The organism is Paraclostridium sordellii (genome assembly GCF_000953675.1).
Lineage (GTDB): Bacteria > Bacillota > Clostridia > Peptostreptococcales > Peptostreptococcaceae > Paraclostridium > Paraclostridium sordellii.
Map to the genome: position 1 here is coordinate 983,428 of NZ_LN679998.1, position 24,497 is coordinate 1,007,924.

The 24,497-nt window shown below is 25.7% G+C and carries 28 protein-coding genes; 23 read left to right on the forward strand and 5 right to left on the reverse strand.

What is annotated here, in order from left to right:
• Window positions 1-23: 23 nt before the first annotated feature.
• The gene (locus ATCC9714_RS04795) at window positions 24-1,799 is read right to left on the reverse strand and encodes a glycoside hydrolase family 35 protein (protein WP_057544607.1); all 1,776 of its coding nucleotides are present in this window, start codon (window positions 1,797-1,799) and stop codon (window positions 24-26) included.
• A 181-nt stretch (window positions 1,800-1,980) separates the two neighbouring features.
• Here ATCC9714_RS04795 and ATCC9714_RS17520 point away from each other — a divergent pair, with 181 nt between their 5' ends.
• From ATCC9714_RS17520 to ATCC9714_RS04820, 8 genes are all read left to right on the forward strand, one after another.
• The gene (locus ATCC9714_RS17520; RefSeq protein ID WP_021123503.1) at window positions 1,981-2,124 is read left to right on the forward strand and encodes a hypothetical protein; all 144 of its coding nucleotides are present in this window, start codon (window positions 1,981-1,983) and stop codon (window positions 2,122-2,124) included.
• A 465-nt stretch (window positions 2,125-2,589) separates the two neighbouring features.
• On the forward strand, window positions 2,590-3,156 hold the full coding sequence (locus ATCC9714_RS04805; RefSeq protein WP_055332159.1) for an accessory gene regulator B family protein: 567 nt from the start codon (window positions 2,590-2,592) through the stop codon (window positions 3,154-3,156).
• Window positions 3,157-3,158: 2 nt separating this feature from the next.
• Window positions 3,159-3,287, forward strand: a complete 129-nt coding sequence (locus ATCC9714_RS17680; RefSeq protein WP_257790822.1) for a hypothetical protein — start codon at window positions 3,159-3,161, stop codon at window positions 3,285-3,287.
• 120 nt (window positions 3,288-3,407) lie between these two features.
• Window positions 3,408-3,536: a hypothetical protein gene (locus ATCC9714_RS17685; protein WP_257790822.1), complete on the forward strand. Its 129-nt coding sequence runs from the start codon at window positions 3,408-3,410 to the stop codon at window positions 3,534-3,536.
• 120 nt (window positions 3,537-3,656) lie between these two features.
• A complete protein-coding gene (locus tag ATCC9714_RS17690; RefSeq protein WP_257790823.1) occupies window positions 3,657-3,785 on the forward strand; it encodes a hypothetical protein in 129 nt (42 codons plus the stop codon).
• 1 nt (window position 3,786) lies between these two features.
• Window positions 3,787-5,046 (forward strand): sensor histidine kinase, encoded by a 1,260-nt coding sequence (locus ATCC9714_RS04810; RefSeq protein ID WP_057544608.1) that lies wholly within the window; start codon window positions 3,787-3,789, stop codon window positions 5,044-5,046.
• A gap of 180 nt (window positions 5,047-5,226) precedes the next feature.
• A complete protein-coding gene (locus ATCC9714_RS04815) occupies window positions 5,227-5,652 on the forward strand; it encodes a MarR family winged helix-turn-helix transcriptional regulator (protein WP_021123509.1) in 426 nt (141 codons plus the stop codon).
• A 280-nt stretch (window positions 5,653-5,932) separates the two neighbouring features.
• Window positions 5,933-7,288 carry an MATE family efflux transporter gene (locus tag ATCC9714_RS04820; RefSeq protein WP_057544609.1) on the forward strand — a complete coding sequence of 452 codons (1,356 nt, stop codon included), beginning with the start codon at window positions 5,933-5,935 and terminating at the stop codon, window positions 7,286-7,288.
• A gap of 10 nt (window positions 7,289-7,298) precedes the next feature.
• On the opposite strand, the gene ATCC9714_RS04825 is transcribed toward ATCC9714_RS04820, so the two are convergent.
• Window positions 7,299-7,613 carry a hypothetical protein gene (locus ATCC9714_RS04825; RefSeq protein ID WP_057544610.1) on the reverse strand — a complete coding sequence of 105 codons (315 nt, stop codon included), beginning with the start codon at window positions 7,611-7,613 and terminating at the stop codon, window positions 7,299-7,301.
• 180 nt (window positions 7,614-7,793) lie between these two features.
• On the opposite strand from ATCC9714_RS04825, the gene ATCC9714_RS04830 reads away from it, so the two are divergent.
• The 6 genes from ATCC9714_RS04830 to ATCC9714_RS17835 all read left to right on the forward strand — a co-directional run bounded on the left by ATCC9714_RS04830 (window position 7,794) and on the right by ATCC9714_RS17835 (window position 11,181).
• Complete coding sequence (locus ATCC9714_RS04830; RefSeq protein WP_244465157.1) at window positions 7,794-8,342, forward strand: sigma-70 family RNA polymerase sigma factor; 549 nt, start codon at window positions 7,794-7,796, stop codon at window positions 8,340-8,342.
• A complete protein-coding gene (locus tag ATCC9714_RS04835; RefSeq protein ID WP_057544612.1) occupies window positions 8,332-9,306 on the forward strand; it encodes a DUF4179 domain-containing protein in 975 nt (324 codons plus the stop codon). The genes ATCC9714_RS04830 and ATCC9714_RS04835 overlap by 11 nt, the downstream gene beginning before the upstream one ends.
• Before the next feature lie 292 nt (window positions 9,307-9,598).
• Window positions 9,599-9,835: a hypothetical protein gene (locus ATCC9714_RS04840; protein WP_021123517.1), complete on the forward strand. Its 237-nt coding sequence runs from the start codon at window positions 9,599-9,601 to the stop codon at window positions 9,833-9,835.
• Window positions 9,836-9,925: 90 nt separating this feature from the next.
• A complete protein-coding gene (locus ATCC9714_RS04845; RefSeq protein WP_057544613.1) occupies window positions 9,926-10,138 on the forward strand; it encodes a PF20097 family protein in 213 nt (70 codons plus the stop codon).
• 255 nt (window positions 10,139-10,393) lie between these two features.
• Window positions 10,394-10,828, forward strand: coding sequence for an alpha/beta hydrolase (locus ATCC9714_RS17830; RefSeq protein WP_021123520.1), 435 nt, complete (start codon window positions 10,394-10,396; stop codon window positions 10,826-10,828).
• A 29-nt stretch (window positions 10,829-10,857) separates the two neighbouring features.
• Window positions 10,858-11,181: a hypothetical protein gene (locus ATCC9714_RS17835; protein WP_330374717.1), complete on the forward strand. Its 324-nt coding sequence runs from the start codon at window positions 10,858-10,860 to the stop codon at window positions 11,179-11,181.
• A 326-nt stretch (window positions 11,182-11,507) separates the two neighbouring features.
• Here the strand turns inward: ATCC9714_RS17835 and splB are convergent, their stop codons facing one another.
• Window positions 11,508-12,530 (reverse strand): spore photoproduct lyase, encoded by a 1,023-nt coding sequence (splB, locus tag ATCC9714_RS04855; protein ID WP_057574307.1) that lies wholly within the window; start codon window positions 12,528-12,530, stop codon window positions 11,508-11,510.
• Window positions 12,531-12,779: 249 nt separating this feature from the next.
• Between splB and ATCC9714_RS04860 the strand changes: the two genes are divergently transcribed.
• From ATCC9714_RS04860 to ATCC9714_RS04875, 4 genes are all read left to right on the forward strand, one after another.
• A complete protein-coding gene (locus ATCC9714_RS04860; protein ID WP_244465158.1) occupies window positions 12,780-13,382 on the forward strand; it encodes a DUF998 domain-containing protein in 603 nt (200 codons plus the stop codon).
• A 190-nt stretch (window positions 13,383-13,572) separates the two neighbouring features.
• Window positions 13,573-14,232: a VanZ family protein gene (locus ATCC9714_RS04865; RefSeq protein ID WP_155485665.1), complete on the forward strand. Its 660-nt coding sequence runs from the start codon at window positions 13,573-13,575 to the stop codon at window positions 14,230-14,232.
• Between the two features lie 417 nt (window positions 14,233-14,649).
• Window positions 14,650-15,834 (forward strand): S-layer homology domain-containing protein, encoded by a 1,185-nt coding sequence (locus tag ATCC9714_RS04870; RefSeq protein WP_057544615.1) that lies wholly within the window; start codon window positions 14,650-14,652, stop codon window positions 15,832-15,834.
• Between the two features lie 192 nt (window positions 15,835-16,026).
• On the forward strand, window positions 16,027-17,406 hold the full coding sequence (locus ATCC9714_RS04875) for an S-layer homology domain-containing protein (RefSeq protein WP_057544616.1): 1,380 nt from the start codon (window positions 16,027-16,029) through the stop codon (window positions 17,404-17,406).
• A 170-nt stretch (window positions 17,407-17,576) separates the two neighbouring features.
• Here the strand turns inward: ATCC9714_RS04875 and ATCC9714_RS04880 are convergent, their stop codons facing one another.
• Entirely contained in the window at window positions 17,577-17,888 is a 312-nt protein-coding gene (locus ATCC9714_RS04880; RefSeq protein ID WP_021123533.1) for a hypothetical protein, read from the reverse strand.
• A gap of 285 nt (window positions 17,889-18,173) precedes the next feature.
• Window positions 18,174-20,525, reverse strand: a complete 2,352-nt coding sequence (locus ATCC9714_RS04885) for an IdeS/Mac family cysteine endopeptidase (RefSeq protein ID WP_054629134.1) — start codon at window positions 20,523-20,525, stop codon at window positions 18,174-18,176.
• Window positions 20,526-20,722: 197 nt separating this feature from the next.
• Between ATCC9714_RS04885 and ATCC9714_RS04890 the strand changes: the two genes are divergently transcribed.
• From ATCC9714_RS04890 to ATCC9714_RS04910, 5 genes are all read left to right on the forward strand, one after another.
• Entirely contained in the window at window positions 20,723-21,244 is a 522-nt protein-coding gene (locus tag ATCC9714_RS04890; RefSeq protein WP_057544617.1) for a hypothetical protein, read from the forward strand.
• Window positions 21,245-21,319: 75 nt separating this feature from the next.
• Window positions 21,320-21,967 carry a hypothetical protein gene (locus ATCC9714_RS04895; RefSeq protein WP_057544618.1) on the forward strand — a complete coding sequence of 216 codons (648 nt, stop codon included), beginning with the start codon at window positions 21,320-21,322 and terminating at the stop codon, window positions 21,965-21,967.
• A 236-nt stretch (window positions 21,968-22,203) separates the two neighbouring features.
• Entirely contained in the window at window positions 22,204-23,100 is an 897-nt protein-coding gene (locus tag ATCC9714_RS04900) for a hypothetical protein (RefSeq protein WP_057544619.1), read from the forward strand.
• Window positions 23,101-23,157: 57 nt separating this feature from the next.
• Complete coding sequence (locus ATCC9714_RS04905; RefSeq protein ID WP_057545350.1) at window positions 23,158-23,499, forward strand: SdpI family protein; 342 nt, start codon at window positions 23,158-23,160, stop codon at window positions 23,497-23,499.
• Between the two features lie 101 nt (window positions 23,500-23,600).
• Window positions 23,601-24,446 (forward strand): MBL fold metallo-hydrolase, encoded by an 846-nt coding sequence (locus ATCC9714_RS04910; protein WP_021123543.1) that lies wholly within the window; start codon window positions 23,601-23,603, stop codon window positions 24,444-24,446.
• Window positions 24,447-24,497: the final 51 nt, after the last annotated feature.

Consider the following 24,497-nt stretch of genomic DNA (forward strand, 5'->3'; position numbering starts at 1 on the left):
TAAGTTAGCTTTTAAAATTTTAATTAATATTTATAATAATTAGGTTTATCATCTAAGGATATAGATTCTTTGTATTTACCTTCCGTTTCAAATATGATTATTTTATTTAAGCCTGGTTTAATTAGTGGAGCAGGTATGTATAAGTAATTAGTAGGCCCTATATCCCAAAACCTTCCTAAATTGAAGTTATTTATAAATGCAACACCTTTACCAAAACCTTCTGTATTTAAGAAAGTATCTCCAATTTCATTAGCTTCAAATTCATATTCATAAAAGGCTGGTGTATTTTCTTTATAATATCCACTAAAATCAATTTTATCTATATTATCAAGCTCTAAAGAATAATGATTCCATCCTGTATGAAGATGAAGGTCAATCATAACTCCACCTTTTATACCTTTTCTTTGAGTTGGTGAAAGTAAGTTAGGGCCATAGTTTATTCTTCCTACGTTTTCAACTAGAATATCTAGTATGTTATCAAATTCTTTATCTAGAGATAAAGTTTGATTTTTGCTTACAAACTTTTCTTTGTATAGAGTAGAGTGATAATTTTCATTTATAAATACTTGAGCCCTATCATCCATTCCAACTAACTTAAATCTTTCTAAATCATTTCTTTTAGCTATATTAGAACGATATAGTATATATCCATAATTTTGGTCAATAGCTTCCATATTTAAAGTTTCTTCGTTGTATATAGGTTTTGCTAGTTTGTCTAATGTAGAGAATAAGCTAACTTTGTTTTTAAGTTTAATATTATTGTAAGAAACTTTATTTATAACTGTACTAAATTTAACTTTAGGAATATCAGTATATTTAGAAATTACTTCTTGAAATTTATAATATTTATTAGTGAATTCACCATGTTCATTTAATAGAGCATCGTAGTCGTAATTTGTAATTTGTGGATAAATTTCATCGCGATAGCAACAACCATTATAAAATCCAAAATTTGTTCCTCCATGATACATATAAAGATTAACATGACCTATATCAAGTATTTCTTTTAATTCTTTTGCAGCATCATCTGCATCTCTTCTTTTAAATTCATCACCCCAGTTGCTAAACCAACCAAGCCAAAACTCCATACACATTAAAGGTTTTTTAATATTATTTTGTTTTAAAAATTCTAGGAAATAACCAAATTGGTCTTTTGTACGAGAACCAAAGTTTACTGTTGGTAAAATATCTTCATCTAATATAGTTCCTGCTTCTAAAACTTCTCTCCAAGCACCATCAGATGTAAATAAAGGAACTTCACATCCATATTTAATCATCATATTTTTTAAGTTTTTTAAATATGTTTTGTTATTTCCAAAGGAGCCATATTCGTTTTCTATTTGCATCATTATGACGGGTCCGCCTTGAGTTGATTGGAGTGGGGATAGAATTTTGAACAACTCTTTGTAGTATTTGTCCAAAGCATTTAAGAATATTTCGCAGTTACTTCTAATACGAATTGAAGAATATTTTAAAAGCCATGCAGGAAGACCTCCAAATTCCCATTCTGCGCATATGTATGGGCTAGGTCTTAGGATTACGTAAAGACCAAGGTCCTGTGCAAGTTTAGTAAATCTTGTTATGTCTTTTTGTCCTTCAAATTCAAATATACCTTCTTTTACTTCATGAAAGTTCCATGGTATGTAGGTTTCTACTGTGTTACATCCAAGGGATTTTAGTTTTTCAAGTCTATCCAACCAGTACTCAGGGACTACTCTAAAGTAGTGTAGCGCACCTGAAATTATTTTTATCTTTTTATTATTAAGGTAAAAATCTTCACGAATATCTAATTTATACAATTTTTTATCCTCCTATTTAGTATTTTCATAGACCTTGTAGTATGATTTATTCTTTGTATATAGTTAAAAAACCTTCTTTTTTGAATTTTCTTTAAATTTGTGATTTTAAAGGGACTTATATATAATAAAATCATAAAAATTATATTTATAATTGAATAATAAATGAAAGGGAATAGGGAATATGATAGATAAAATTTTAAAAATAAGTATATTTGTATTAAGTCTTATTTGCTTAATAATATCACTTAAGCTATTTTTGAATTTAGCAATTTATGCTGACGAGTTTCACACATCTCCTGATGTAGTACTTGGGGGTGAGTTTTAGCTTTCTATGAATTGGCTAAGATTAATATTATCGGGGGGAATATGTGTTTTATCTGGTATAAGTTTGTTTAAAGATAAATTATTTTAAAGTTTACCCTGCCTCGTGTTTTACGAGGGGGTAACATTGATTATTATAGTGAAAAGCATTTTATCAAATTGGAGAAAAAATTATAAAGATAGATAACGTATATAAATTTGCTTGGAATAGTATTTATTTTGGAGGATTTTTAATAAAGATGAGAATAGCTCAATAATATTTTATATAAACAGCTACTATTAATGTTAATGAGTATTATTTGCCTAGGAAAAAATATATTGTTTTAGATAAATTATGAAACCTTATTAAATGAAATACAATTTGAAAATTATATTAATTAAATTAAAAAAATCTACAAAAATTGTTCTCTATTGCAGGTAAAATGTGTTAATATTAAGTATATAAACTTATTATGGAGACTTAAATCGAATGATGATGAAAAAATTTGATGATTTTGTAGAAAACATTTGCAAATATAATAAATTTCCAGATGAGCAAACTGAAGAAATAAAATATATAATGAGAGTAACTTCATTAGAAATTATTAAGATATTAATAACTATAATTTTATTTTCTCTTTTTGGTTATACAAAAGAAATTTTATTAGTTGTAGGTGTAATGACATGTACAAAACCATTCACAGGTGGATACCATGAAAGTTCACAAAAAAGATGTTTAGTAGCAACGATAATTTTATCTTTATTTATTATAATATTATCTGAAAACAGCAGTTTAAATACTATAAGTATTATAATAATAAATGCTATTAACATATTTAGTGTATATAATCAGGCTCCTATAGTAAACGCTTGCATGCCGATAACTAAGGATAGTTTGATTAAAAAAAATAAAAAAATAGCAATAGTTAATTATATAGTTTTATTTGCTATTTCTATATTTCTACATAAGTATACGCTTTATAGAAATATAATAACATGGACATTAACACTCAATGTGTGCTTAATGTTTAATCAAAAAAAACACAAGGGGGCATAATTATGGATTTCAAAAAAATTATAGGGGACTTAATGGCTTCATTAACATTATTAACAGCAGGAGCAGGAACAGCATCAATGCTAGCTGTTGGAGTAGAGGATATGCCAAAATCATTAAAAGAAAAAAGATAATTTTAAAATGTTAAATTAGTAATGGAGATTATAAAATATATAAGATTTATAGAAATATAAAGCTTATATATGGCACTATATGTGCTTAAGATTTAATAAAAAACACAAGGGGGTATAATTATGGATTTCAAAAAAATTATAGGGGATTTAATGGCTTCATTAACATTATTAACAGCAGGAGCAGGAACAGCATCAATGCTAGCTGTTGGAGTAGAGGATATGCCAAAATCATTAAAAGAAAAAAGATAATTTAAAAATACTAAATTATTAATAAGAATTATAAAATATACAAGCTTTATAGAAATATAAAGCTTGTATATTGCACTTAATATGTGGGGATATTTAATAAAAATACAAGGGGGTATAATTATGGATTTCAAGAAAAAAATAGGGAGTTTAATGGCTTTATTAACAGTATTTACAGTGGGAGCAGGAGCAGCGTCTATGCTAGCTGTTGGAGTAGAAGATATGCCAAAATCATTAAAGGAAAAAAGATAATTTGAACCTGCTATTTTTAGATACTATAAATACTATATTGCAATCATTAATAATAAGTTTTCTTCCATATTCATTTTTAGTTAATAGTAAATTAATAAATAAAAAAGAAGGATATGCCAAATTAATCATAAGTAGTATAAGTATAGTTGCTTCAGTTTGTATATGTACAAAAGTACTAAATAGTAATAATTTATCACTTTTGACTATAAGTATTTTAAATATGATAATTATTGGAGTTGTGTATAAAGAGTGCTATAAAAAAGCATTACTTGCGTACTTTATAGCATACTTTTTTTTACAATCAGGAGTTATTTTATTTAGTAGTATAACATGGCCTATATCAAAAGATATTTTTTCAGACGAGAACATATCAAAAATTATAGGTATGTATATACCTATAATAGTTTGTGAATTTGTATTATTATTTAATTCAAAAAAAATATATTCTGTGTATAATTTTTTTGAACGATATAAATATTCTTTTGAAATAAGTTTTTTACTTATATTTTCGCTAGATTATATAATATGCTTATCAATAGGATTACATTCTTGGGCAAATACTATTTTAGCAAATGTAACTATATTTACGTTTATCATATTTGTAGCAGTAGCTATAATATATATTAAAGGTATAAATAGTAAGTATGAAGAAATTGAAAGGCTAAATAATTTATTAATTGAAAAAAACAATGAATTAAGAAAAATAAAACACGATTATGGATCACAAATTTCATATATTAATGGTTTGTATATAATGAATCAATATGATAGACTAGGAGAATTACTGCAAAAAATAATCAATGGGAATAATTCTGTATCTACACATATAAAATGTATTAGCAATAAGGATTCCATTATTACTGATATATTTAATTCTTTAGATGTAAAAGATGTACATGTAATCATAGATGAAGAAGTGGATTTAAAATTACTTGAAATATCAGAATACGATTTACATAAAATAATCTCAAATATAATAAATAATTCTTTAACAGCTTTAAATCATGAAGGGCTGATAGTTATTAAAACATATAAAATTTTTAATAGTACATACATAAGCATAAAAAATAATGGACCTCAAATAGATCCAGATATTATAACTAAAATATTTGAGTTAGGATTTACAACAAAAAAAGATTATGAAAAAAATCATGGATATGGTTTATACATAGTTAAAGAAACTGTTGAAAATAATAATGGTAAGATTTATGTAGAGAGTAATGAGGAGTATACTGAATTTAAGATAATTTTTTCTAAATAAGGGTAAAAGGTGCCTACGAACTGGTATTTTTTATCTTATTTTTTTGCAATATAATATATATATTAGATAAATTATATTAAATTTATAAGTAATTATTAAGATATTTATAATGTTTACAATTAGAGTTCTAATTGTTAATATGATATAATTATATACATTATATTAAATGAGGTGATAAGAGTGAATGAGAATAATATTTTTACATATTTAATTAGTACAATATCAAGAAAATTAATGTTTTCATCAGATAGAAAAATAAAGAAATTAGGACTAAATGCACAACAGGGTAGAATAATTAAATATATTTATGAACACCAAGATGAAGGTCTAATCCAAAAAGATTTAGCAGATACTTTTGGGAGAACCACTGCAAGTATTACTAGTATGTTAAAAGGACTTGAAAAAAAGGGGTATATAAGAAGAGAGATTCCTGCTAATAACGAAAGACAAAAAAATATTTATGTAGAAGAAAAGGGAGTAAACCTTATAGAGACATTTGACAAAGTATTTATGCAAATTGAAAATGAGGTAACTGATTGTCTTACTGATGAAGAAAAAGAATCATTTAAAAATATACTTATAAAAATTAATAATAACCTAAAGTAAAAGTAGTGATTTTCATATAAATTACTACTTTTATTTTTATGTTGGATTAAAAATTTATCAATTAGTTGACATAAATATGAAATAAGAATATAATAAACAAACAGTTAGAGTTCTAATAATTAGAAATGAAATGATATTGATGTTTGTAATTAAAATTATAAAATATATTTCAATATACTACGAAATCTAATACTAGATTTAATTGTAGTATGCAATTTTATAACAATAATGTTAGGACTCTAATAATTAGAAGTTATATAATTATATGAGGGAGGTAAACATGGAAAATACACAATCAAATATAAAGTATTTAAAAGATGAGCCAATAAAAAAGGCAATAGCTCATTTATCAATACCTATGATGATAGGTATGTCAGCAGGAACAATTTATAATGTTATAAATGCATATTTTATAGGCTTAGTACATGATACAGCAATGCTTAGTGCTATAACTTTAGGGCTTCCTATATTTACAGTTTTAATGGCATTTGGAAATATGTTTGGTGTAGGGGGAGGAACTTTTGTAACAAGATTGGTTGCACAAAATGAAGTAGATAGAGCTAAAAAGGTAGCAGGATATACTTTCTATACAAGCATTATTGTAGGTTTATTAATAGCAGTATTTGCTTGTTTATTAATGAATCCAATTGTTAAATTATTAGGAGCAGACTCAAATACATTAAATTATACAACACAATACTCAACTACATTGTTTATTGGTGGGTTTGCTGTTATATTAAATTTCGCACTTGAACAAATAGTAAGGTCAGAAGGTGCTTCTAAAGAATCTATGTATGGTATGTTTGTAAGTGTAGTAGTTAGTATTATACTTGATATATTATTTATACTAGTGCTTGACCTTCATGTATATGGAGCTGCGTTATCTATGGTAATTGCAAATGTTGCATCTAGTATTTATTACATTTGGTATTTAAATGCTAAAAGTGAAAATTTAAAAGGATTTTTGTATCATTTTAAAATAAGTATAAAAGATCAAATTGAAATATATAAAATAGGTGTATCTGAGCTAATTCAGTGTGCATTTTTAATTGTAACTACTTTATTACTAAATAATTTTGCTATGGAGTATGGAGATAGTGTAGTTGCAAGCTTTGGTATAGCTCTTAGAATAGCTCAATTACCAGAGTTTTTCACTATGGGTATAGTTTTAGGAGTTATGCCACTTATAGCTTATAACTTTTCTAATAAAAATATATCTCGTTTAAAAGAAGGGATAAAATATTCTTCTATATTTATAATTTCAATAGCAGTAGTATTTGCAGGAATTGTTTATATGTTTAGAGGACAAGTTATCCAAGCATTTTCAGATGACCCATCTGTTCTTTCAATAGGAGCATATATATTAGTAGCAATGTTAGTATCAGCACTATTTAATGGTATGACAACTTTATTTATGACAATATACCAAGCATCTGGAGAAGGAATGGCAACAGGTATAATGGCTATTAGTCAAGGCTGTTTATATATACCTATGGTTATAGTACTTCATTATTACTTTGGACTGCATGGATTAGTTTGGTCCATTACAATAACAGAAGTAATAACATGTTTAATAGGTGTGATTTTATATATACCTTATAGTAAAAAAACAATGAAAGGTCTTAGCTTAAGTTAAGACCTTTTTATTATTTTTTTATTAAAATAGCATCGGCTCCAGTAGTTATAGTAGTATCTTTAGGCAATTTAATTTTGTATTCAACGAATTTATCTCCAGTAGGATTTGTTATAAATTGCGAGATTAAAGAAGTTCCATCTTTTTTAGTTACATTAACAGGTAAGTTATCTTCCTTCGCTTGTAAAATATATGTTCCAGAAGGTAAGTCCTCTCCTACTTTAAGACCTTGGTCTTTAGGAATTGAATAAGTAGTTGTATTGCTATTTGAACACCCTATTAAGTTAACAATTATTAATGTAATTAAAACTAATATTAATTTTTTCATAATTCACCCCTTATAAAATAATTATTAGTATTATTTAGTATATACACAGTAATTATTTTATAGACTTTTATAAATAAAATATAAAAAAATGAAACCTTTTCATATATTAAATAGGTCTATATAATTGTAGGTGTAAAATGTTAGGGGGGAATTGAGATTAAACTATCTATATTATCTAATTTGGGGGAGAAACAAAATTTATCTGAAGAGATTTTAGTTAAAAAAGCAATAAGGGGAGATGTTTCTAGTTTTGAAGTTTTATTAAAAAAATATAAACAGTACTTATATAAAATAGCTTATAGTTATACAAAAAATGAACAGGATTCACTAGATTTAATTCAAGAATGTTCATATAAGGCATGGTTAAATATAAAAAAGTTAAAAAAGCATTCTTCATTTAAAGTTTGGGTTTCAAGGATTCTTGTAAATATTGCAATAGATACATATTACAAACAATCTAAAAATCAGATTTTAGAAATAGATGATGAGGTTTTAAGTTGTGAGGACGAAAATTTATCTATTGTAGAGAAAGTTGATTTGCAAAATGCAATAGACTTGTTAAAACCTGAATATAAAACTGTAATTATACTTAAGTATTTTGATGATATGACAATAGATAATATTTCAGAGGTAATGGATATATGTCCAAATACAGTTAAAACATATCTTAGAAGAGCTAAATCAAGCATTAAAAGTATATTAAAGGAGGAGTATCTAAATGAAATGTAATTATTTTGAAAATATAGAGGTATCCTCAAGTATTGATGATGCTATAAATAAAGGTATAAATGAAGCAGTTAATAAAAAAAGAAGAAAGCGTATAAAAAATATTGCGATTACATGTTCACTAACTATAATTATCATAGTAAGTACTGTATTTTATAATGACAAAGTATTAGCAGATGTTAAGGAAGCTTTTTGGAGTATAGCTAGCTATTTTGGTTTAGATAATGATTTAGGAAATTATAAAACAGTAATAAATAAGCCTATAACTGATAATGGATATACTATAAAACTAAATGAAGTTGTATTAGACAAGAAAGAATTAATCATATCATCAACTGTGAAATCAGAAACAGGGCCTTTTAATGGATACCCTGAAGTATCAAAGAATATTTATATAAATGGGAAAAAAATAATGGCAAATTCAAATGGTGTATCTGAAAGTGGTAATAGCTATACTCAAAATTATATTGATACTTATTTCTTAGATGAAGAGCTAAGTGGAGAAGTAAATATAAAAGTTGAGTATTTAAGTATTAACTTAATGGATGATACAGGTGCAGAGTCTATAAAAGGCTCATGGGTTTTTGATTTTAAAACTGATACTGATTCGCTAGCAAATAATACTATGGTTAAAAAGCTAGATAAAAGCTTTAAATTTGAAAATGGTCAGTCAATCAAGCTAAAGGAATATATTAGTAATAGTTTAGGTAGTAAGATTGAATTTGAACAAGGTGAAAATGGTACAGAGTATGGGTTAAAACTTGTAGGAAGTGATAATTTAGGCAATCCTATAGAATTTTATAATAGTTATAGTAGTGGACCTTATGGATTGTTTAAGTTGGATAATGCTGTTGGAAATATAAAAAAAGAGGCAACGCAGTTAAAACTTTGTTTATATATTCTAGATAGTGATTCTGTTGATAAGTGGGAAAAAACTGGTTCAGAGTTTGTTGTAGATATAAAGTAGAGTAATTAAAGGTCTTAACTTAAGTTAAGGCCTTTAATTTTATTATAAGAAAATGAAATTATATAGGTTTATTAATGGGTTTATTTGAAGTACACTGTAAAGTTTGGTTAATAATTATATTTTAGTCCATATATTATACGGTTTAGTCCAAATTTAAAATGTTAATTTATATATTTGATATAATATAAATTAAAACAAGGGAGGGATATAAATTGATATTTTAGGTATTTTAACTGGAGTTTGGATTATAAATTCGGGGAAAAAATTAAAGAAAACCAAGAAAATAAATGGTATGGGTTGGGATCCAGAGAGAAATGTAAAAGATAAAGATGGATATATAGATTTATTTTATAAGATGTATCTTGTAAATGGTATAAGTGTAATTATATGGGGAGTACTTTCAACTTTAAATGAATTGTTTTTCCATTTACCCTTAAAAGTAGGGGCGATAATGCTTATTTTAGTAGTTATTTTAGCTTTTATAGAGATGGCTGTAATTAATAGGAAAAGACGTAAATTTCTATATTAGTACTATGATAAAGTTATATATAAATTTACTTTTAGTGTCATTTAAAAAAATTAAGTATATATTGAGTTTTAAATTATGGAGGTTTTATATATGATGGAAAAGACGTGCCCTTACTGTAAAAGTGAGCTTACTCAAGGTTTTATTGACGGGAGTAGAGGTTCACTTAAATGGCATAATGAAAATATGGGTATTTTAGAAAAACACACAATATTCGGAGGAGAAAAGTTAAGCAGTAATTCAAGAATAAAATGTCTTAGATGTGAAAAATGTAATAAAATTATAATTGATCTAGAAGTATTATAAATAATATGTGCTCCATTGTTTTTATTATTTTTGCTTAGATTAATTTTACCTGAAATAAAAATATTTGATGATATATATAAGGAATATAGCTTATTATCTCCTATAGAAAAAGTTGGTTCATTAGTTAATTTAATATTAATTGGAATTTGGGTAGTAGGTCAAATTTATTGTTTAATATAATTTTAAGTAATGATAGTACTAAGTTTAGATAGATATTATATAAAAGTTTAAAATTTAAAATGAAGTGGTATAAAAATGAGTCAGTCAAAAGTAGAAATTTTAAATTTTAATAGCAATATACTTGGTAAAGAAATGAAAGTATTTGTTTATTTACCTGAAGGCTATGATAATTTAACACCTCTACCTGTATTATACTTTTTACATGGAAGAAGTGGAAATGAAAATATAATGTTTGAATTGGATATAAAATCTAAGGCAGACAAAATGATAAAAAATAGAGAAATTAACCCTATGATAATAGTATGTCCAAGAATGGAAAATAGTAGGGGCTTAAATTCATCTTTAATTTGTAAAGAAGTAATAAATATAAAAGATAATAGAGTAATAAACTTAGGAATGTATGAAGATTATTTTATGAAAGAGATAATTCCTTTAATCGATAAATCTTTTAACACTATAAATGATAGAAAACAAAGATTTATAGGGGAGCGTCTGCTGGGGGTTATATAGCTCTTCATAATGCATTTAGACATCAGGATATATTTTCAAAAGTAGGAGGTCATATGCCTGCATTAGAATTAAAACTTGAGGATGAAGATAAGATATATTATAACGATTTAGCTGTATGGGATAAATATGATCCGATATATATTGCAAAAAACAATGACATTTTAAATGATATGGATATTTATCTTGATGCTGGAGATAGAGATGAAGGTAGATTTTATGAAGGGTGTTTGGCGTTACATGAATTATTAAAAGAAAAAGGTATTAACTCTCAAAATCATATATTTTCTGGGAATCATAGTGCAAAATATATAGAATCTAATCTTGAAAAATATTTGGAATTTTATGGATGCTAAATTTATTTTCCTTTAATGAATTAGGTATAGTTAGTTGATTAGTATTAGTTTTAATTATGATTTTAAACAAACTCTGCTATTATTTATAGTAAATTTATTTAATTGAAAAGGGAGTGTTTGAAATGAAAATTAAAATAATAATATATAAAATAAAAAGAGTAATAATTTTATTGAAAAATAATTAAATTATTACTCTTTTTATTTTAATTTATATATATTTTATTAAGTTTTTACGTATTTTGATTTTTTATAGAATTAAATCATAAACAGGTCTAGTAGAATTTTTTATAGTGTTAGTCTAAAAATTCATTTTAAATTAATAATTTCTATATTACATACTTTATAACACTATTAGGAAATACATTTTTTATTTCTAAAAGGAAAAAATCCTTCATTTGAGCTAACTGTTCTTTAGTATAAACATATTTACCATATCCAAATTGACCATATTTAAATTTTCTATCTTCATCTTCCATAGGCAAAGTGGTTTCAGGGAATATTTCAAGTATCCTATTTTTTGCTTTAGTTGTATATCTGTGTGATATAACTTCAAATATAATTTGTTCGTTAAAATCTTTAGGTAGTTTTTCTTTTATACTATGCATTAATTCTCTATACTCTTCTTGCCAATTTTCATAAAGAAATACAGGTGCTATTATAAATCCTATTTTATATCCAGCTTTTGCAAGCTTAATAGCAGCTTCAATTCTTTTATCGGCAGAAGCTGTATGGTGTTCATGGGTAGAGATTATTCGTGGTGTATTTATACTAAATCTAATCTCAGTATGATTATTGTGATTTAAATCTAGTAAGCTATCTATATCATTATATTTAGTTACAAATCTAAATCTACCTTTTTCCTCTTTACCAAAAAATTCTATAGTTTGTTTTAGAGAATTAGTATAAGGCTCAAGTGGAACAGGGTCTGATGTTGCGGCACCTTCAAATATAGTTATTGATGGCAATCTTTCATCTATATATTGTTTTGCTTTTTTTAAAACATCATCTGTATTAACAAAAACTTTTACAAATGGTTTATCTCCTAATTGTGTATTTAAGTAACAATACTCACATCTTCCCATACATCCACTTACTAGTGGTAATTGATAGTTTGCTGATGGCTTACATGTTTGAAATTTTAAACTTTTACGATAACCTACAACTAATGTTTCTTTTCCAGACCTATATTGTTCATATAAATTATCTCCAGGAATATGACTTTTAATTTTATTAGAGCTAGCATTTATAATTTCAATATCTGGATTGTTTTTTATTTTATTATAAATATTTTTACCAATATCTGTATCTAATGTCCCTTTTTCAAATATAACTCTTTTAGGATTAAACATTATTTTACCTCTCATCATATTGTATTTTTAATTAAGTTATTTTTATTGTTTGTTGATTTACAATTTTGATACAGATTTAAACTTAAAATATTTATAAATTAAAATATAAATAAGTTTTTTATAAAAGGCATAAAGTTAAATGAAAATAAGATAAATGATAATTAAAAGACTTGTTTTAGTACACACTTTTAATTTTAAAGTTCTGCTATAATTAACTTAACAATTAGTTCGTTTGTTAGGGGGGATATTTTGAATAATATATTATTTTTAATTATTATGATTATTGATTTGATTATACCTTATTTCATTGCTATTCCTTATAAAGGATATAGTCATAGTAAAATGGTAATGAGTGTATTAGGTTGTAAAAATAGTCCTTTAGGAACTGTATATAATATTTGGATGATAATTTCAGGTATAGGTATATGTTTATTAGGATATAATGTTTTTCTATATTATAGTAATGAAAATTTTGTATTAGCAATCACTATATTTATATTAATTTTATTATATGGAATTTGTGATGCTATAATATCAGGTATTTTCCCTTTAAATGAGAAAAAAGAAGATGTTACTCTTTCATCTAAAATACATGGTATAGGTTCTGTTATAGGATTTTTAGCGCTTCAATTTGCACCTATGTTTATTGCGCTTTTAGAATTTAAAAGGGGAGATGTTATACTGGGGTATATTTTATCTATATTTTTTATTTTAAGTTTCATTTCTTTAATTTGTTTTGTTATAGGAGAAAAGCCTAAGTTTAAAAATACAGTATTTGCATTAGAAGGACTGTGGCAACGTGTACTGTGCCTTTTCATGTATGCTCCATTTATAGTTTGGATAATGTGTTAAAACTATAATTACTTTATACTTATATTATAGATTTATGTGTTATAAAAGCCGTTAAATTAAACTTTAACGGCTTTTTAATTTTTATTAAATTAACTTTAGAAAACGTAAGAAAAACTTAAGATTTATAAAGGCAAAATGATGCTAGTATTTATATTAGGTAAAGAAATTAAATTTAAAAAGGAGATAACTTATGATTATGTCAATTATTTATCCACTTATTTGCATCATGCTACCTTGTGCAGTATATCAAATAATAATTATTAGATTGCAAAATTTAAAAGAAAAACAATACTTAATACCACATTTAATATGGGTATATATTTTCTTAATTTATATTTACTTGGCTTTTAGTGTAGCTGGTATAGGAAGTATATGGGAAATAGGTCAATATGGAGAAATTATTAGAATGGAAGAAATAAATTTAATCCCATTTAAATCAGGTGGTATTATGACTTACATTTTAAATATTATTATGTTTATGCCTTTAGGATTTTTACTTCCACTGATTTGGGAAAAGTTTAGAAATCCTCTTAGAGTATTTTTGGTTGGATTGGGGTTTTCATTAGCAATTGAGATTTGTCAGTTATTTAATCATAGAACAACAGATATTGATGATTTAATTATGAACTCTTTAGGTGCTATTTTGGGGTACTTTATATGGGTAGGTGTAATCAATTTATTTAATAGTATAAGTAAAAAAGCTTTTGCTGTATCTAAAAATGAAGTTATAGATAACAGTATAATTAATATAAAGCCAATTTCTATATCTAAAAACGAAGCTATTGTATATATTACATTAGCTGTCTTAGGAGAGTTTTTATTTTATAACTGGAGAATTTTTTCATATTAAATTAATAAATATCCTTTAAAATCAACTTTTTTTGATTTTGAAGGATATTTTTATTTATTTTTACAAAAATATTCACATTTTAGTCCTAAATATTTAAATCTTAGTCCAGTTTTTGTTTTTATTTAAATTTAAATGTTAAGATAATTTTATATATTTAAACTTATAAAAAAATAGAACTTAATTAAATGAATTTAATTAAAGGTCGTATTATCTTAATTATCATAAATGGGAGTTTGGTGTTTAAGACAATTATTAAAAAGGTTAGATTTTGAATTATTATAATTTAAAATTTTAAATGACTATTTATTTAGATTTTTTTAAATTGTCTATTTTTTACAAATAAACTGACAAATTTCTACAAATTATGATATAATATTACATAACAAAGCAAATAAAATTAAACATAAGGAGGTTTTTATGAAAAAACACTTGATAAGCACATTGGCTTTAGGAATGATTCTTTCAACTACATTAAGCGTATACGCTGATACCAAAGTAAAGGATATTGATGGGCACTGGGCACATAATCAAATTTCTGAATTTATAAAAAATTCATATGCAAAGGGATATGAAGATAATACATTTAGACCAGATAAGCAAATTACTAGAGCGGAATTTGTTAAACTAGTAAATAAATACTTTGGATTTAATGACAAAGGAGTTTCAAATTTTAAAGACATAAATAAAAACAATTGGTATTACAATGATGTTTGTATAGCTATTAAAGCAGGATATATAAATGGATATGAAGATAATACATTTAGACCGGATAAGCAAATCACTAGAGAAGAAGCAGCTAAAATAATAGTTAGCATAAAAAATCAACAAGACAATACATATGATAAATTAAATACTTTCCCAGATAAAAATAAAGTTTCTAATTGGGCAAAACCATACATAGAAGGTGCAATAGAAAATGGATACTTAAAAGGAGATAATTTAAAAAATCTTCGTCCGACAAATCGTATAACAAGAGCAGAATCAGTTACCATATTATCTAGAATAGAAAATAAGGTTGTTGATAAACCAGTTATAGAGAATGAAGATGTTGTTCAACCAGTTGTAAAAGAACAAGATAATAATGAACTTGTTCAGCCTGAAATAGATAACAAGGATGAATATCCTATTTTAGACTACCATTTAGTAACATATAACTTAGTAAAAGGTGAGAAGTGGAATAATGATAGAATAAATGCTACTGCTTTTGATAAAAATCATAAACCACTTGAAGTTCATTATGAAGGTGATGTGGATATTAATACTCCAGGATATTATACACTAAAGGTATCAGCTACAGATGCTGAAGGTAGAACTACTACAGAGGAAGTGTATGTTGAAGTTGAAGATCCGCATCTTGTAGAAAACAGATTAAGCTACCCATTAATAACGTCTAGAGATTTAGAGTTAAAAAAGGGTGATCATTTTGACTATAAAATGTTAGAAGCAACTGCATCTGATGTAAATGAAAAAGACATAGCTGATACTATAACTTATAAAGGAAATGTTGATACAAATAAAGAAGGTAGATACCCGATATTTATAAGTGCAAAAGATAGCAAAGGATTAGTATCTACACTTTTAGTTTTTGTATATGTAGATTAAATTATAAGATATATTTAGGGATAGGTTAATGAATAGAAGTTAAAAGGTTGTAATTTAAAAAATTTAATTAAGAATTAGTTATAAATTAAAAGAACCCTTAAAGTTAAAAAATATGTTCTAAGGGAATTTTTAGTTTACATGTTTAAAATTTAACAAAATAAAATGAATAAAATTAAATTTACGGAGGTTTTTATGAAAAAACACTTAATAAGTACATTAGCTTTAGGAATAATTCTTTCAACTACATTAAGCGTACACGCAGATAATAAAGTAAAAGATATTGATGGGCATTGGGCTCATAAGCAAATTTCTAAATTTATAGAAAATTCATATGCAAAAGGATATGAAGATAATACATTTAGACCAGATAATAAAATAACAAGAGCAGAGTTTGTAAAATTAGTTAATAAATACTTTGGATTTAACGATAAAGGAGATTCTAATTTTAAAGATATAAATCCAAAAAATTGGTATTATAACGATGTTTGTATAGCAATTCAAGCAGGATACATAAATGGATATGAAGATAATACATTTAGACCAGATAATTTAATTACTAGAGAAGAAGCAGCTAAGATAATTGTTAGTATAAAAAATCAACAAGATAATACATATGATAAATTAAATACTTTCCCAGATAAACATTTAGTTTCAAATTGGGCAAAACCATATGTAGAAGGTGCAATAGAAAATGGATATTTAAAAGGAGATGACTTAAAAAATCTTCGCCCTACAAACCGTATAACAAGAGCTGAATCAGTTACTTTATTATCTAGAATAGAAGATAAAGTAGTTGTTAAACCAGAAGTAGTAGAGAAGAAGGATAAAGAAGTAAAACCAGAAGTAATAGATAAAAAAGATAAAGAAGTAAAGCCAGAAGTAGTAGATAAAAAGGATAAAGAAGTAAAACCAGAGGTATTAGATGATAATAAGTATCCAGATGATGATCGTTATCCAGTAAATCCAGAAGATAATGAATATCCAGATGATCGTTATCCGGTAGATCCAGACAATGAATATCCAGATGATGATCGTTATCCACTACCACCTTTTGCAAAGGATAAAAATTATAATGGAAAGCCAGTTATATTTATGCGTGATGTAGAATTCCATATACCAAAAGGTGGTTACTGGGATAACTACAACTTAGATGAAGTATTAAATCCTATGGCTCATGATAAAAATGGTAACCCATTAAAAGTTGAGTATGCTGGATATGTAGATACTAATATAGCAGGTAAATTTATAATAACAGCTATGGCTAAAGATTCTGAAGGAGTATATTCTGAAAGTGAAGTTATTGTCTTTGTTGAAGATAATTTAGGTGCTAGATATGACGCTCCTTCAATACAATATCCAAATAAATATTTACCACTACGCTTAGGAGATGCATTTGATTATAAAATGATAGGTGCTACAGCTAAGGATTATGTAGGAAAGGATATTTCTAATGCTATAACTTATTCAGGTAAAGTTGATACACATAGACCTGGTCAATATCCTGTAGTTATAACTGTAAATGATGGAGAATTTAATTCTGTATCTGAGGTAGTTATTGTAGAGGTAATGTAATTTATAGATTAAACAAATTGAAAATTTTATAGTAAAGTTAAAGGCCCTAGAATTTAAATAAGTGAATTTCAGGGTCTTTTTTACATAGGGTATTTAAATATTATTTATATATAGAAAAATAAGGTGTTATAAAGTTGTAAATGAGTAATGCACATTTACATATTAAAAAGTTAATTATTAATTAAAATATATTTTCTTCTAACCAAATAATAAACTATAGTATTTACAATTAAAATCAATAAAATAGCCTTAAATGCAAAAACACAATTTCTTATAAAAATTCCCATAAAAAGAAAAGTTCCACTTGTTAAATAGTCATAAAACTTTTCAAGCTTAATAGCTTTTTTCCTATCTATATCTCCATACTTTAATTCAAGTTTTTCTAAAATATTTTTATAATAAGAAGTTACTTTACTTCTAATAAAAATGCCTAAAATATAAGATAATCCAAGAAATATATATAAGTAATTCCATGGCTGCATAACAAAAAACTCCTCCTTTATCATGTTTTAAACATTAATAGAGTAGCTAAAACATAATCAGCAATTATTAAAATTACAAGCCCTAATTATATGGTAGTTGATTTTACATATAAATTTCTACAAATTTCCAAAAATAAAAAAATACTTAGAGATAACTACATAACTATGTTTTATCTAAAAATAAAGGATAAAAAAGAGGGGGGCGTGTTTCACGAGGTAGGGGTAGATATAAAGAAAGGCTATGATTTTATATTCATAGCCTAATAATTATATTAAAAAATATTATTATTTTGCATTTATAGATTTAAAGTAATCTTCCCAAATTGATTTACCTGTATCAAGTGTGTATAAATCTAGAACAGGTGCTCCTATGTTTCCGTTAGGAGTAACTTTGTTGGTTAATCTAGCTTTTCCAGTATTGGCTTCTTTAACTACATTCATGTATATCATTCCATAAGTATTACCACTTTTGCTATCAATTAATGTGTCTTTATCATTTGAATCTGTGACAAATACTCCGAGAAGATTACCATTTATATCAAATTTTGCCCCCCATAAAGATACTATATGAGCAGATCCAAATGGAGTGTCATAAGATATCCCAATACCTTTATTTTTATGTAGATTGTCTAATAAACAATAATTTAGATCTGGAAAATATGAACATCCCATCTGACCTGTTATACTAAAATCATCAAATACATCTTGGAAAAATCCACCACGATCATCTATTTTATTTTCAGGTAATCTATAATTTAAATCATGACCATTTAAGAACCAAAACAGAGCGTTCCTAGGGTGGATACCTTTTTTATCTGGATTTCCAAAGCATTTTGTAATATATCTAAATAAATCATCGGGATTTTTTCTAAAGTTAGAAATAGTTGCATTTTGAGAAATTCCCCATTTTTGGTTAATACAAGTTGAATTTTCTCCATGTAAATCTAAATATCTATTTATGTAATCAGTATTTTGATCCATCCACCAATTTAACATGTTTGCTGCTGCAGCTCCAGAACAAAGGTAATCATCTCCAGCCATATGGAAAACTTTGTTAGCATCATACCAACCCATTCCTGGTTTATATGGAGTAACAGGGATTGTGTACCCAGCTAAATTTAAGATAGTATAATCATCATCACTTGGTGGAGTAACTCCTTTTGAAAAAACATCATAACTTTCTATTGTTCCATGGATGTCTTTATGTACTTTAATATTACTTGTTTTATCATCTAATATATTTTGTAGTATAAGTTTATTCTTATTATCTATAGGTAATTTATTTATTGATTTAACAATTACTTTAACTTTTAAACTGTTAGTTGTTCCTTTTTCATCTTTAACAGTTAAAACTATAGGGTATTCACCTGGTTTAGAAGTGTTTACCTTTCCTGAATAAACTATAGAATTAGATATATTTTTTCCTTCCATATCTTTAGCTTGAGCACTTAGCATACTATATTCAAATTTATCACCTTGTTTTATTGTTAAATCCTTTGCAGTTATAACAGGAAGTTCATTTTTAATTTCAGCTTTTGCTTTTACTAAGACAGTTACTTTTTTAGTAGTTGTTAACCCTTTACTGTCTGTGGCAGTGATAGTTATAGTATAATCTCCAGGTAAATCAGAATTAACATTTCCTTCATATTTGACATCTAAATTTTTATCTTCTTTATCAGAAACTTTAACATTTAACATAGAAGTATCAAATTTTTGACCAAATTCAAGTATTAAATTTTCCTTTGCAGTTATAACTGGAGGTTCATTTTTAATTTCAGGTTTTGCTTTTACTAAGACAGTTACTTTTTTAGTAGTTGTTAATCCTTTACTGTCTGTGGCAGTGATAGTTATAGTATAATCTCCAGGTAAATCAGAATTAACATTTCCTTCATATTTGACATCTAAGTTTTTATCTTCTTTATCAGAAACTTTAACATTTAACATAGAAGTATCAAATTTTTGACCAACTTCAAGTATTAAATCTTCCTTTGCAGTTATAACTGGAGGTTCGTTTTTAGTTTCATCCTTAATTTCAGGTTTTTCTTTTGACACTCTTGATAATATTGTTATTGATTCTGCTCTAGTTATATTATTTGTAGGATTAAGAAATCCTAAATCATTACCTTTTAAATATCCTTGTTCTATAGCTCCTTCAACATATGGCTTAGCCCAATTGGAAACTTTATTTTTATCAGGATATTTATTTAATTTATCATATACATTATCTTGTTTATTTTTTATAGATATAAGTATTTTAGAAACTTCTTCTCTAGTTATCGTTTTATTTGGCTTAAATGTTTTATCCTCATATCCATTTATATAACCAGATTTACTGGCTATGCAGATATCGTTATAGTACCAATCATTTGTATTTATATCAGAAAAATTTATATCTTCTTTATTATTAAATCCAAAATATTTGTTTACTAATTTTACAAACTCTGCTCTTGTTATTGAATTATCCGGTCTAAAAGTATTGTCCTCATATCCATTTACATATCCACTAGATATAAATTGATTTATTTCCTTTTTAGCCCAATGTCCAGAAATGTCACTTAGCTTAGGATTAGCATAGGTATAGATAGGTGTAATTAAAATAGAACCTAATAACAATGAACTTATTAATTTTTTATGCATGATAACCTCCGTTGTTGTAATTTCCTTTAATATTATATAATTAATTATATAATATATTTTTAGAAAATTTTAAATATTGGACTAAAATAGAGTTATTTAGGACTAAGATTTAGATTTTATTATTTTACTAGAATATTATAGTTAAGCTTTATACTCACCGTATTATATTAATAAGATAAATCTATTTTGGAGGCAAAATGAAAAAGATCATAGGAATATGTTTAATACTATGTTTATTAGGGGCTAATTTAATATTATGTTTGATAGGTGCAAACTTTATAACTGAAGCAAACAAAGAACCAATATCAGAATTAAAAAATGCTAAATTTATAAAAAATAAAAGTACTGATTTAAATGTTTATGAATTTACTCATGAACTTACTCATGCATTTGTTAAAACGAATAAAAATTCTGTGAAAATAATAGCTCCAACTAATGAAGCTAGAACTTTAGGCAGTGAACTATCTGAAAAAGAAATTTATGGTAAAGGGGATATTAAAACTTACAGGGATATAGGGTATCTAATAGACAAAATAAAATATGGTGTTATTGATAAGGATATTTTAAAATTACACGACATAGTTGCTCAAAAATCAGGAGATACAAATTGTAAGGCTAAAAGTTTAAATATTGAGGTAATAGATAAAATTGTGAAAGACTATAGATTTTTTGATGATAAAGAAAGAGAATGCTATAATAATGTTCAATATTCACAATAAAATTTTTATTAAATAAGAATTTATATGTAAGTTAAAATACTTAAGAAATTAAAATGTATAAATGGGAGAAACTTAATGAATATAATAAAGATAGATAAACTAAAAGACTGTTATCCTGAACAAATAGAAGGTACGATAGAGTGGTATTACTGCAAAGAAAGTAAAGATAGCTGTTTTGATTTATATGATGCAGAGGAAACAATTAAATCTGGAAAAAACTTCGATGGTGTGAATTGTCATTTGATTCATTTTCCAGAGGGAACTGTTCACAGTCCATTTGAAGCTAGGGAAAATTTATATATAGAAAGTCCTGTTTGGGATAATGATAAGTTATTCTTTTTAAGTGTTGATTTTTCTAAGAAAACAATTGAGATAAATCGATACATTCCAGATAATAAAAAAATTGAACTTATTAAAGAACTACCATTAGATATAGTTAAAGATTGTTATAATCTTATGTTAAAAATATCACCAATCATGCTTTGTAGGGAGGCGAATGATGGGATATGTGAGATTGTTTGGCCAGAAAATAAAAAGATAGAGATAGGAAGTACAGAGGGGTTACTATTTCGTGATGGAGAAGATTTATATTTTTCTAAGTGGTATGAAGACCCAGATTATCATGAGATGGTCATAGTTCGAGATTTAAACACAGGAAATATAAAAGATAAATTTGATGGATATATACGTAGATTACCAAATGGAGTATATTGGAGACCTTAATTTGTATAAGTATTAGAGCATTAATTATTAAATGCTCTTTTTTAATGCTTAAAATATAAATTTTAGTGAAAAAATTAAGTTTTATAAATTAAAGTTTTTATAACAATAAACAACAAAATATTTCTAAAAAGGATAAACATAAATATTGTCAAATTATAATAATATAGTACTGGAAATTTCATAATATTAAAAAATATTATAATATTTAGTAAATGTTAAAATGAGGGGGATTTAAATTGAAAAAAATATATATAGTATTAGCATTTCTTATGATTATAACTTTATCGGGTTGTTCTTCAAGTAATGAAAAAGACTCTAAAGAAGAATCTAAACAAGTTATAAATAAGGATAAAAAAGATTCTAAAAATGATTTTAAAGAGGTTATAAATAACAATGAAGAAGTTTCTAAAGAAGTTAAAAATGTTGAAGAGACATATCCACAAAGCATAGCCTATTTTGCAGTACTTAATAAGCTTGAAAATATTAAAAATAAAGATGAAGCTACAAATTTACTAAGTGACCTTCAATCATATATAGTAGAAAATTATCCTTATGATTATAGCCAAGCTAAGGATAAACCAATACTTGAGACATTAGAAGATTTTGGACTTATGGAAAAGCTTTTGATTGTAAATAATGACCATATGTTTTATGAGGCAACTAATCATAAAAATACTATTGGGCTAAACTACTATGCAAAAGGTGAAAATGATGTAAGAAATAACAATATAATAGTTACAACTGATGATTTTCAGCTACAAAATAAGGTATGTAAAAATAATATTAAGGAATTAAAAATACATGCAATTTATGAGAGTGTTTTAAAAGAATTAGTGAAAAATAGCGATATAGACAAGAAGTTAAAAGAAATAGAAGAAAAATTTAAAGATTATGAGAAAAAGGAAATGAATGACGATATTGTAGTTTATAAATTTAATAAAGACAAGGAATATTTAACACTTGCATATTCAAAAGTAGAAAATAAAATCAAAAATTTAAATTATAGCAATAATGAATCATTGTCTTCTGAGAGTGCTTATATTAAAGATGGAAAATTAGAGATTAGAATTATTAATAAAGTGGATGATTTATCTGAGCAGGAAAAGTTATTTAATGAAGTATTAGGTAGTTAGTGTGATGAAAGTTTACAATTATTATACATCACCTTATTTTAGGGAGGAAAATTGGAAATGGTAATAATTTTACTGGGGATAATCATGTACTTTATTGGTCTAATTTGTAAATGTTTACATGATGATTATAAGCAATATCCTAATATACACGCAGGCTATAAAATTGGGTCTGCTATGAAGGATAAAGAAACATGGGAAGAGGCAAATAGTTATATTTATAAGGCTTGTATAATATCTTTAATATTTTCTATTAGCTTTATTGGATTAACTAATTTATTGGATTTGAAAATTTCAAAAGTAGTTTATTATATAGTAGAAGTATTAATTTTAGTTGGACCTATAATTTTAACTGAAATTCATTTACGTAAATTTAATAAATCTAGAAGTGAAAATAATTAGTCATTAAAAATATTAATAGTATATAAATTAAAGTATAATAAAAACTATAAGTTTTAAATATAAAAGTGGTATATAATTTGAGAATATGAGGGGGGATATAAATGAGGTTTAAGATAATAGGGAGTGGAGGATGTGTTGCATTACCCAAGCCCTTGTGCTCGTGTAGTATTTGTGAAGAAGCAAGAATTAAAGGGGCACCTTTTTCAAGGTATGGATGTAGCATATTTTTAGAAGATATAAGCCTATTAGTTGATACACCTGAAGATATTGTACATGCAATTAACCATTCAAATATTAAAAACATTGATAATGTATTGTTTAGTCACGTTGACCCAGACCATACGCTTGGAATGAGAGTTTTTGAGCAACTTAGGTTAAATTGGCTTGAGGTCTCAGAGGGGAAAGAATGCAATAACCCTATAAATGTATATGCAATGGAGTCTGTAATGTTTGACATGAACTCTATTAAGTTCAAATTTGGAGCATATTTGGATTACTATGAAAATACAAGAAATTTAATTAAGAGAGAAACTATTGATAAATCTATATTTATAGATAGGATAAAGATAAGTTGTATAAAAGTGAATCATGCAACTATATTTGTTTTTGAAGAAAATAATAAAAAAGTAATATATGCTCCTTGTGATGTAAAACCACTTCCTAATGATGATATATTTAATAATGCTGATGTATTGATAATTGGAAGTACTATTGTAGGCGATGTTCTTAAAGATGGTTTTGTATTAAAAGATGATAATTCACTTAGAAATGATTTCTTTACTATGGATGAAATTGAATACATAAAAAGAAAATATAATATATCAAAAGTTATAATTACTCATCTTGAAGAAGATTGGGGAAAATCATATAATGATTACTTAAAATTAGAATGTCAATATAATGAAATACAGTTTGCCTATGACGGTATGGAAATAGATGTTAAATAACTAAGCAATTAAAAATAAATATAAAATACCCTACATCGTGTTTTACGAGGT

Bases quoted from the DNA above. Each gene is read 5' to 3' on its own strand.
- ATCC9714_RS04875 (WP_057544616.1), top strand. From the start codon at position 16,027: ATGAAAAAACACTTAATAAGTACATTAGCTTTAGGAATAATTCTTTCA.
- ATCC9714_RS04905 (WP_057545350.1), top strand. From the start codon at position 23,158: ATGGTAATAATTTTACTGGGGATAATCATGTACTTTATTGGTCTAATT.
- ATCC9714_RS04890 (WP_057544617.1), top strand. From the start codon at position 20,723: ATGAAAAAGATCATAGGAATATGTTTAATACTATGTTTATTAGGGGCT.
- ATCC9714_RS04820 (WP_057544609.1), top strand. From the start codon at position 5,933: ATGGAAAATACACAATCAAATATAAAGTATTTAAAAGATGAGCCAATA.
- splB (WP_057574307.1), bottom strand. From the start codon at position 12,530: ATGTTTAATCCTAAAAGAGTTATATTTGAAAAAGGGACATTAGATACA.
- ATCC9714_RS04880 (WP_021123533.1), bottom strand. From the start codon at position 17,888: ATGCAGCCATGGAATTACTTATATATATTTCTTGGATTATCTTATATT.
- ATCC9714_RS04835 (WP_057544612.1), top strand. From the start codon at position 8,332: ATGAAATGTAATTATTTTGAAAATATAGAGGTATCCTCAAGTATTGAT.
- ATCC9714_RS04845 (WP_057544613.1), top strand. From the start codon at position 9,926: ATGATGGAAAAGACGTGCCCTTACTGTAAAAGTGAGCTTACTCAAGGT.
- ATCC9714_RS04825 (WP_057544610.1), bottom strand. From the start codon at position 7,613: ATGAAAAAATTAATATTAGTTTTAATTACATTAATAATTGTTAACTTA.
- ATCC9714_RS04840 (WP_021123517.1), top strand. From the start codon at position 9,599: ATGGGTTGGGATCCAGAGAGAAATGTAAAAGATAAAGATGGATATATA.
- ATCC9714_RS04865 (WP_155485665.1), top strand. From the start codon at position 13,573: ATGATTATGTCAATTATTTATCCACTTATTTGCATCATGCTACCTTGT.
- ATCC9714_RS04895 (WP_057544618.1), top strand. From the start codon at position 21,320: ATGAATATAATAAAGATAGATAAACTAAAAGACTGTTATCCTGAACAA.
- ATCC9714_RS17520 (WP_021123503.1), top strand. From the start codon at position 1,981: ATGATAGATAAAATTTTAAAAATAAGTATATTTGTATTAAGTCTTATT.
- ATCC9714_RS04805 (WP_055332159.1), top strand. From the start codon at position 2,590: ATGATGATGAAAAAATTTGATGATTTTGTAGAAAACATTTGCAAATAT.
- ATCC9714_RS17830 (WP_021123520.1), top strand. From the start codon at position 10,394: ATGAGTCAGTCAAAAGTAGAAATTTTAAATTTTAATAGCAATATACTT.
- ATCC9714_RS17680 (WP_257790822.1), top strand. From the start codon at position 3,159: ATGGATTTCAAAAAAATTATAGGGGACTTAATGGCTTCATTAACATTA.
- ATCC9714_RS17685 (WP_257790822.1), top strand. From the start codon at position 3,408: ATGGATTTCAAAAAAATTATAGGGGATTTAATGGCTTCATTAACATTA.
- ATCC9714_RS04910 (WP_021123543.1), top strand. From the start codon at position 23,601: ATGAGGTTTAAGATAATAGGGAGTGGAGGATGTGTTGCATTACCCAAG.
- ATCC9714_RS04885 (WP_054629134.1), bottom strand. From the start codon at position 20,525: ATGCATAAAAAATTAATAAGTTCATTGTTATTAGGTTCTATTTTAATT.
- ATCC9714_RS04870 (WP_057544615.1), top strand. From the start codon at position 14,650: ATGAAAAAACACTTGATAAGCACATTGGCTTTAGGAATGATTCTTTCA.
- ATCC9714_RS17690 (WP_257790823.1), top strand. From the start codon at position 3,657: ATGGATTTCAAGAAAAAAATAGGGAGTTTAATGGCTTTATTAACAGTA.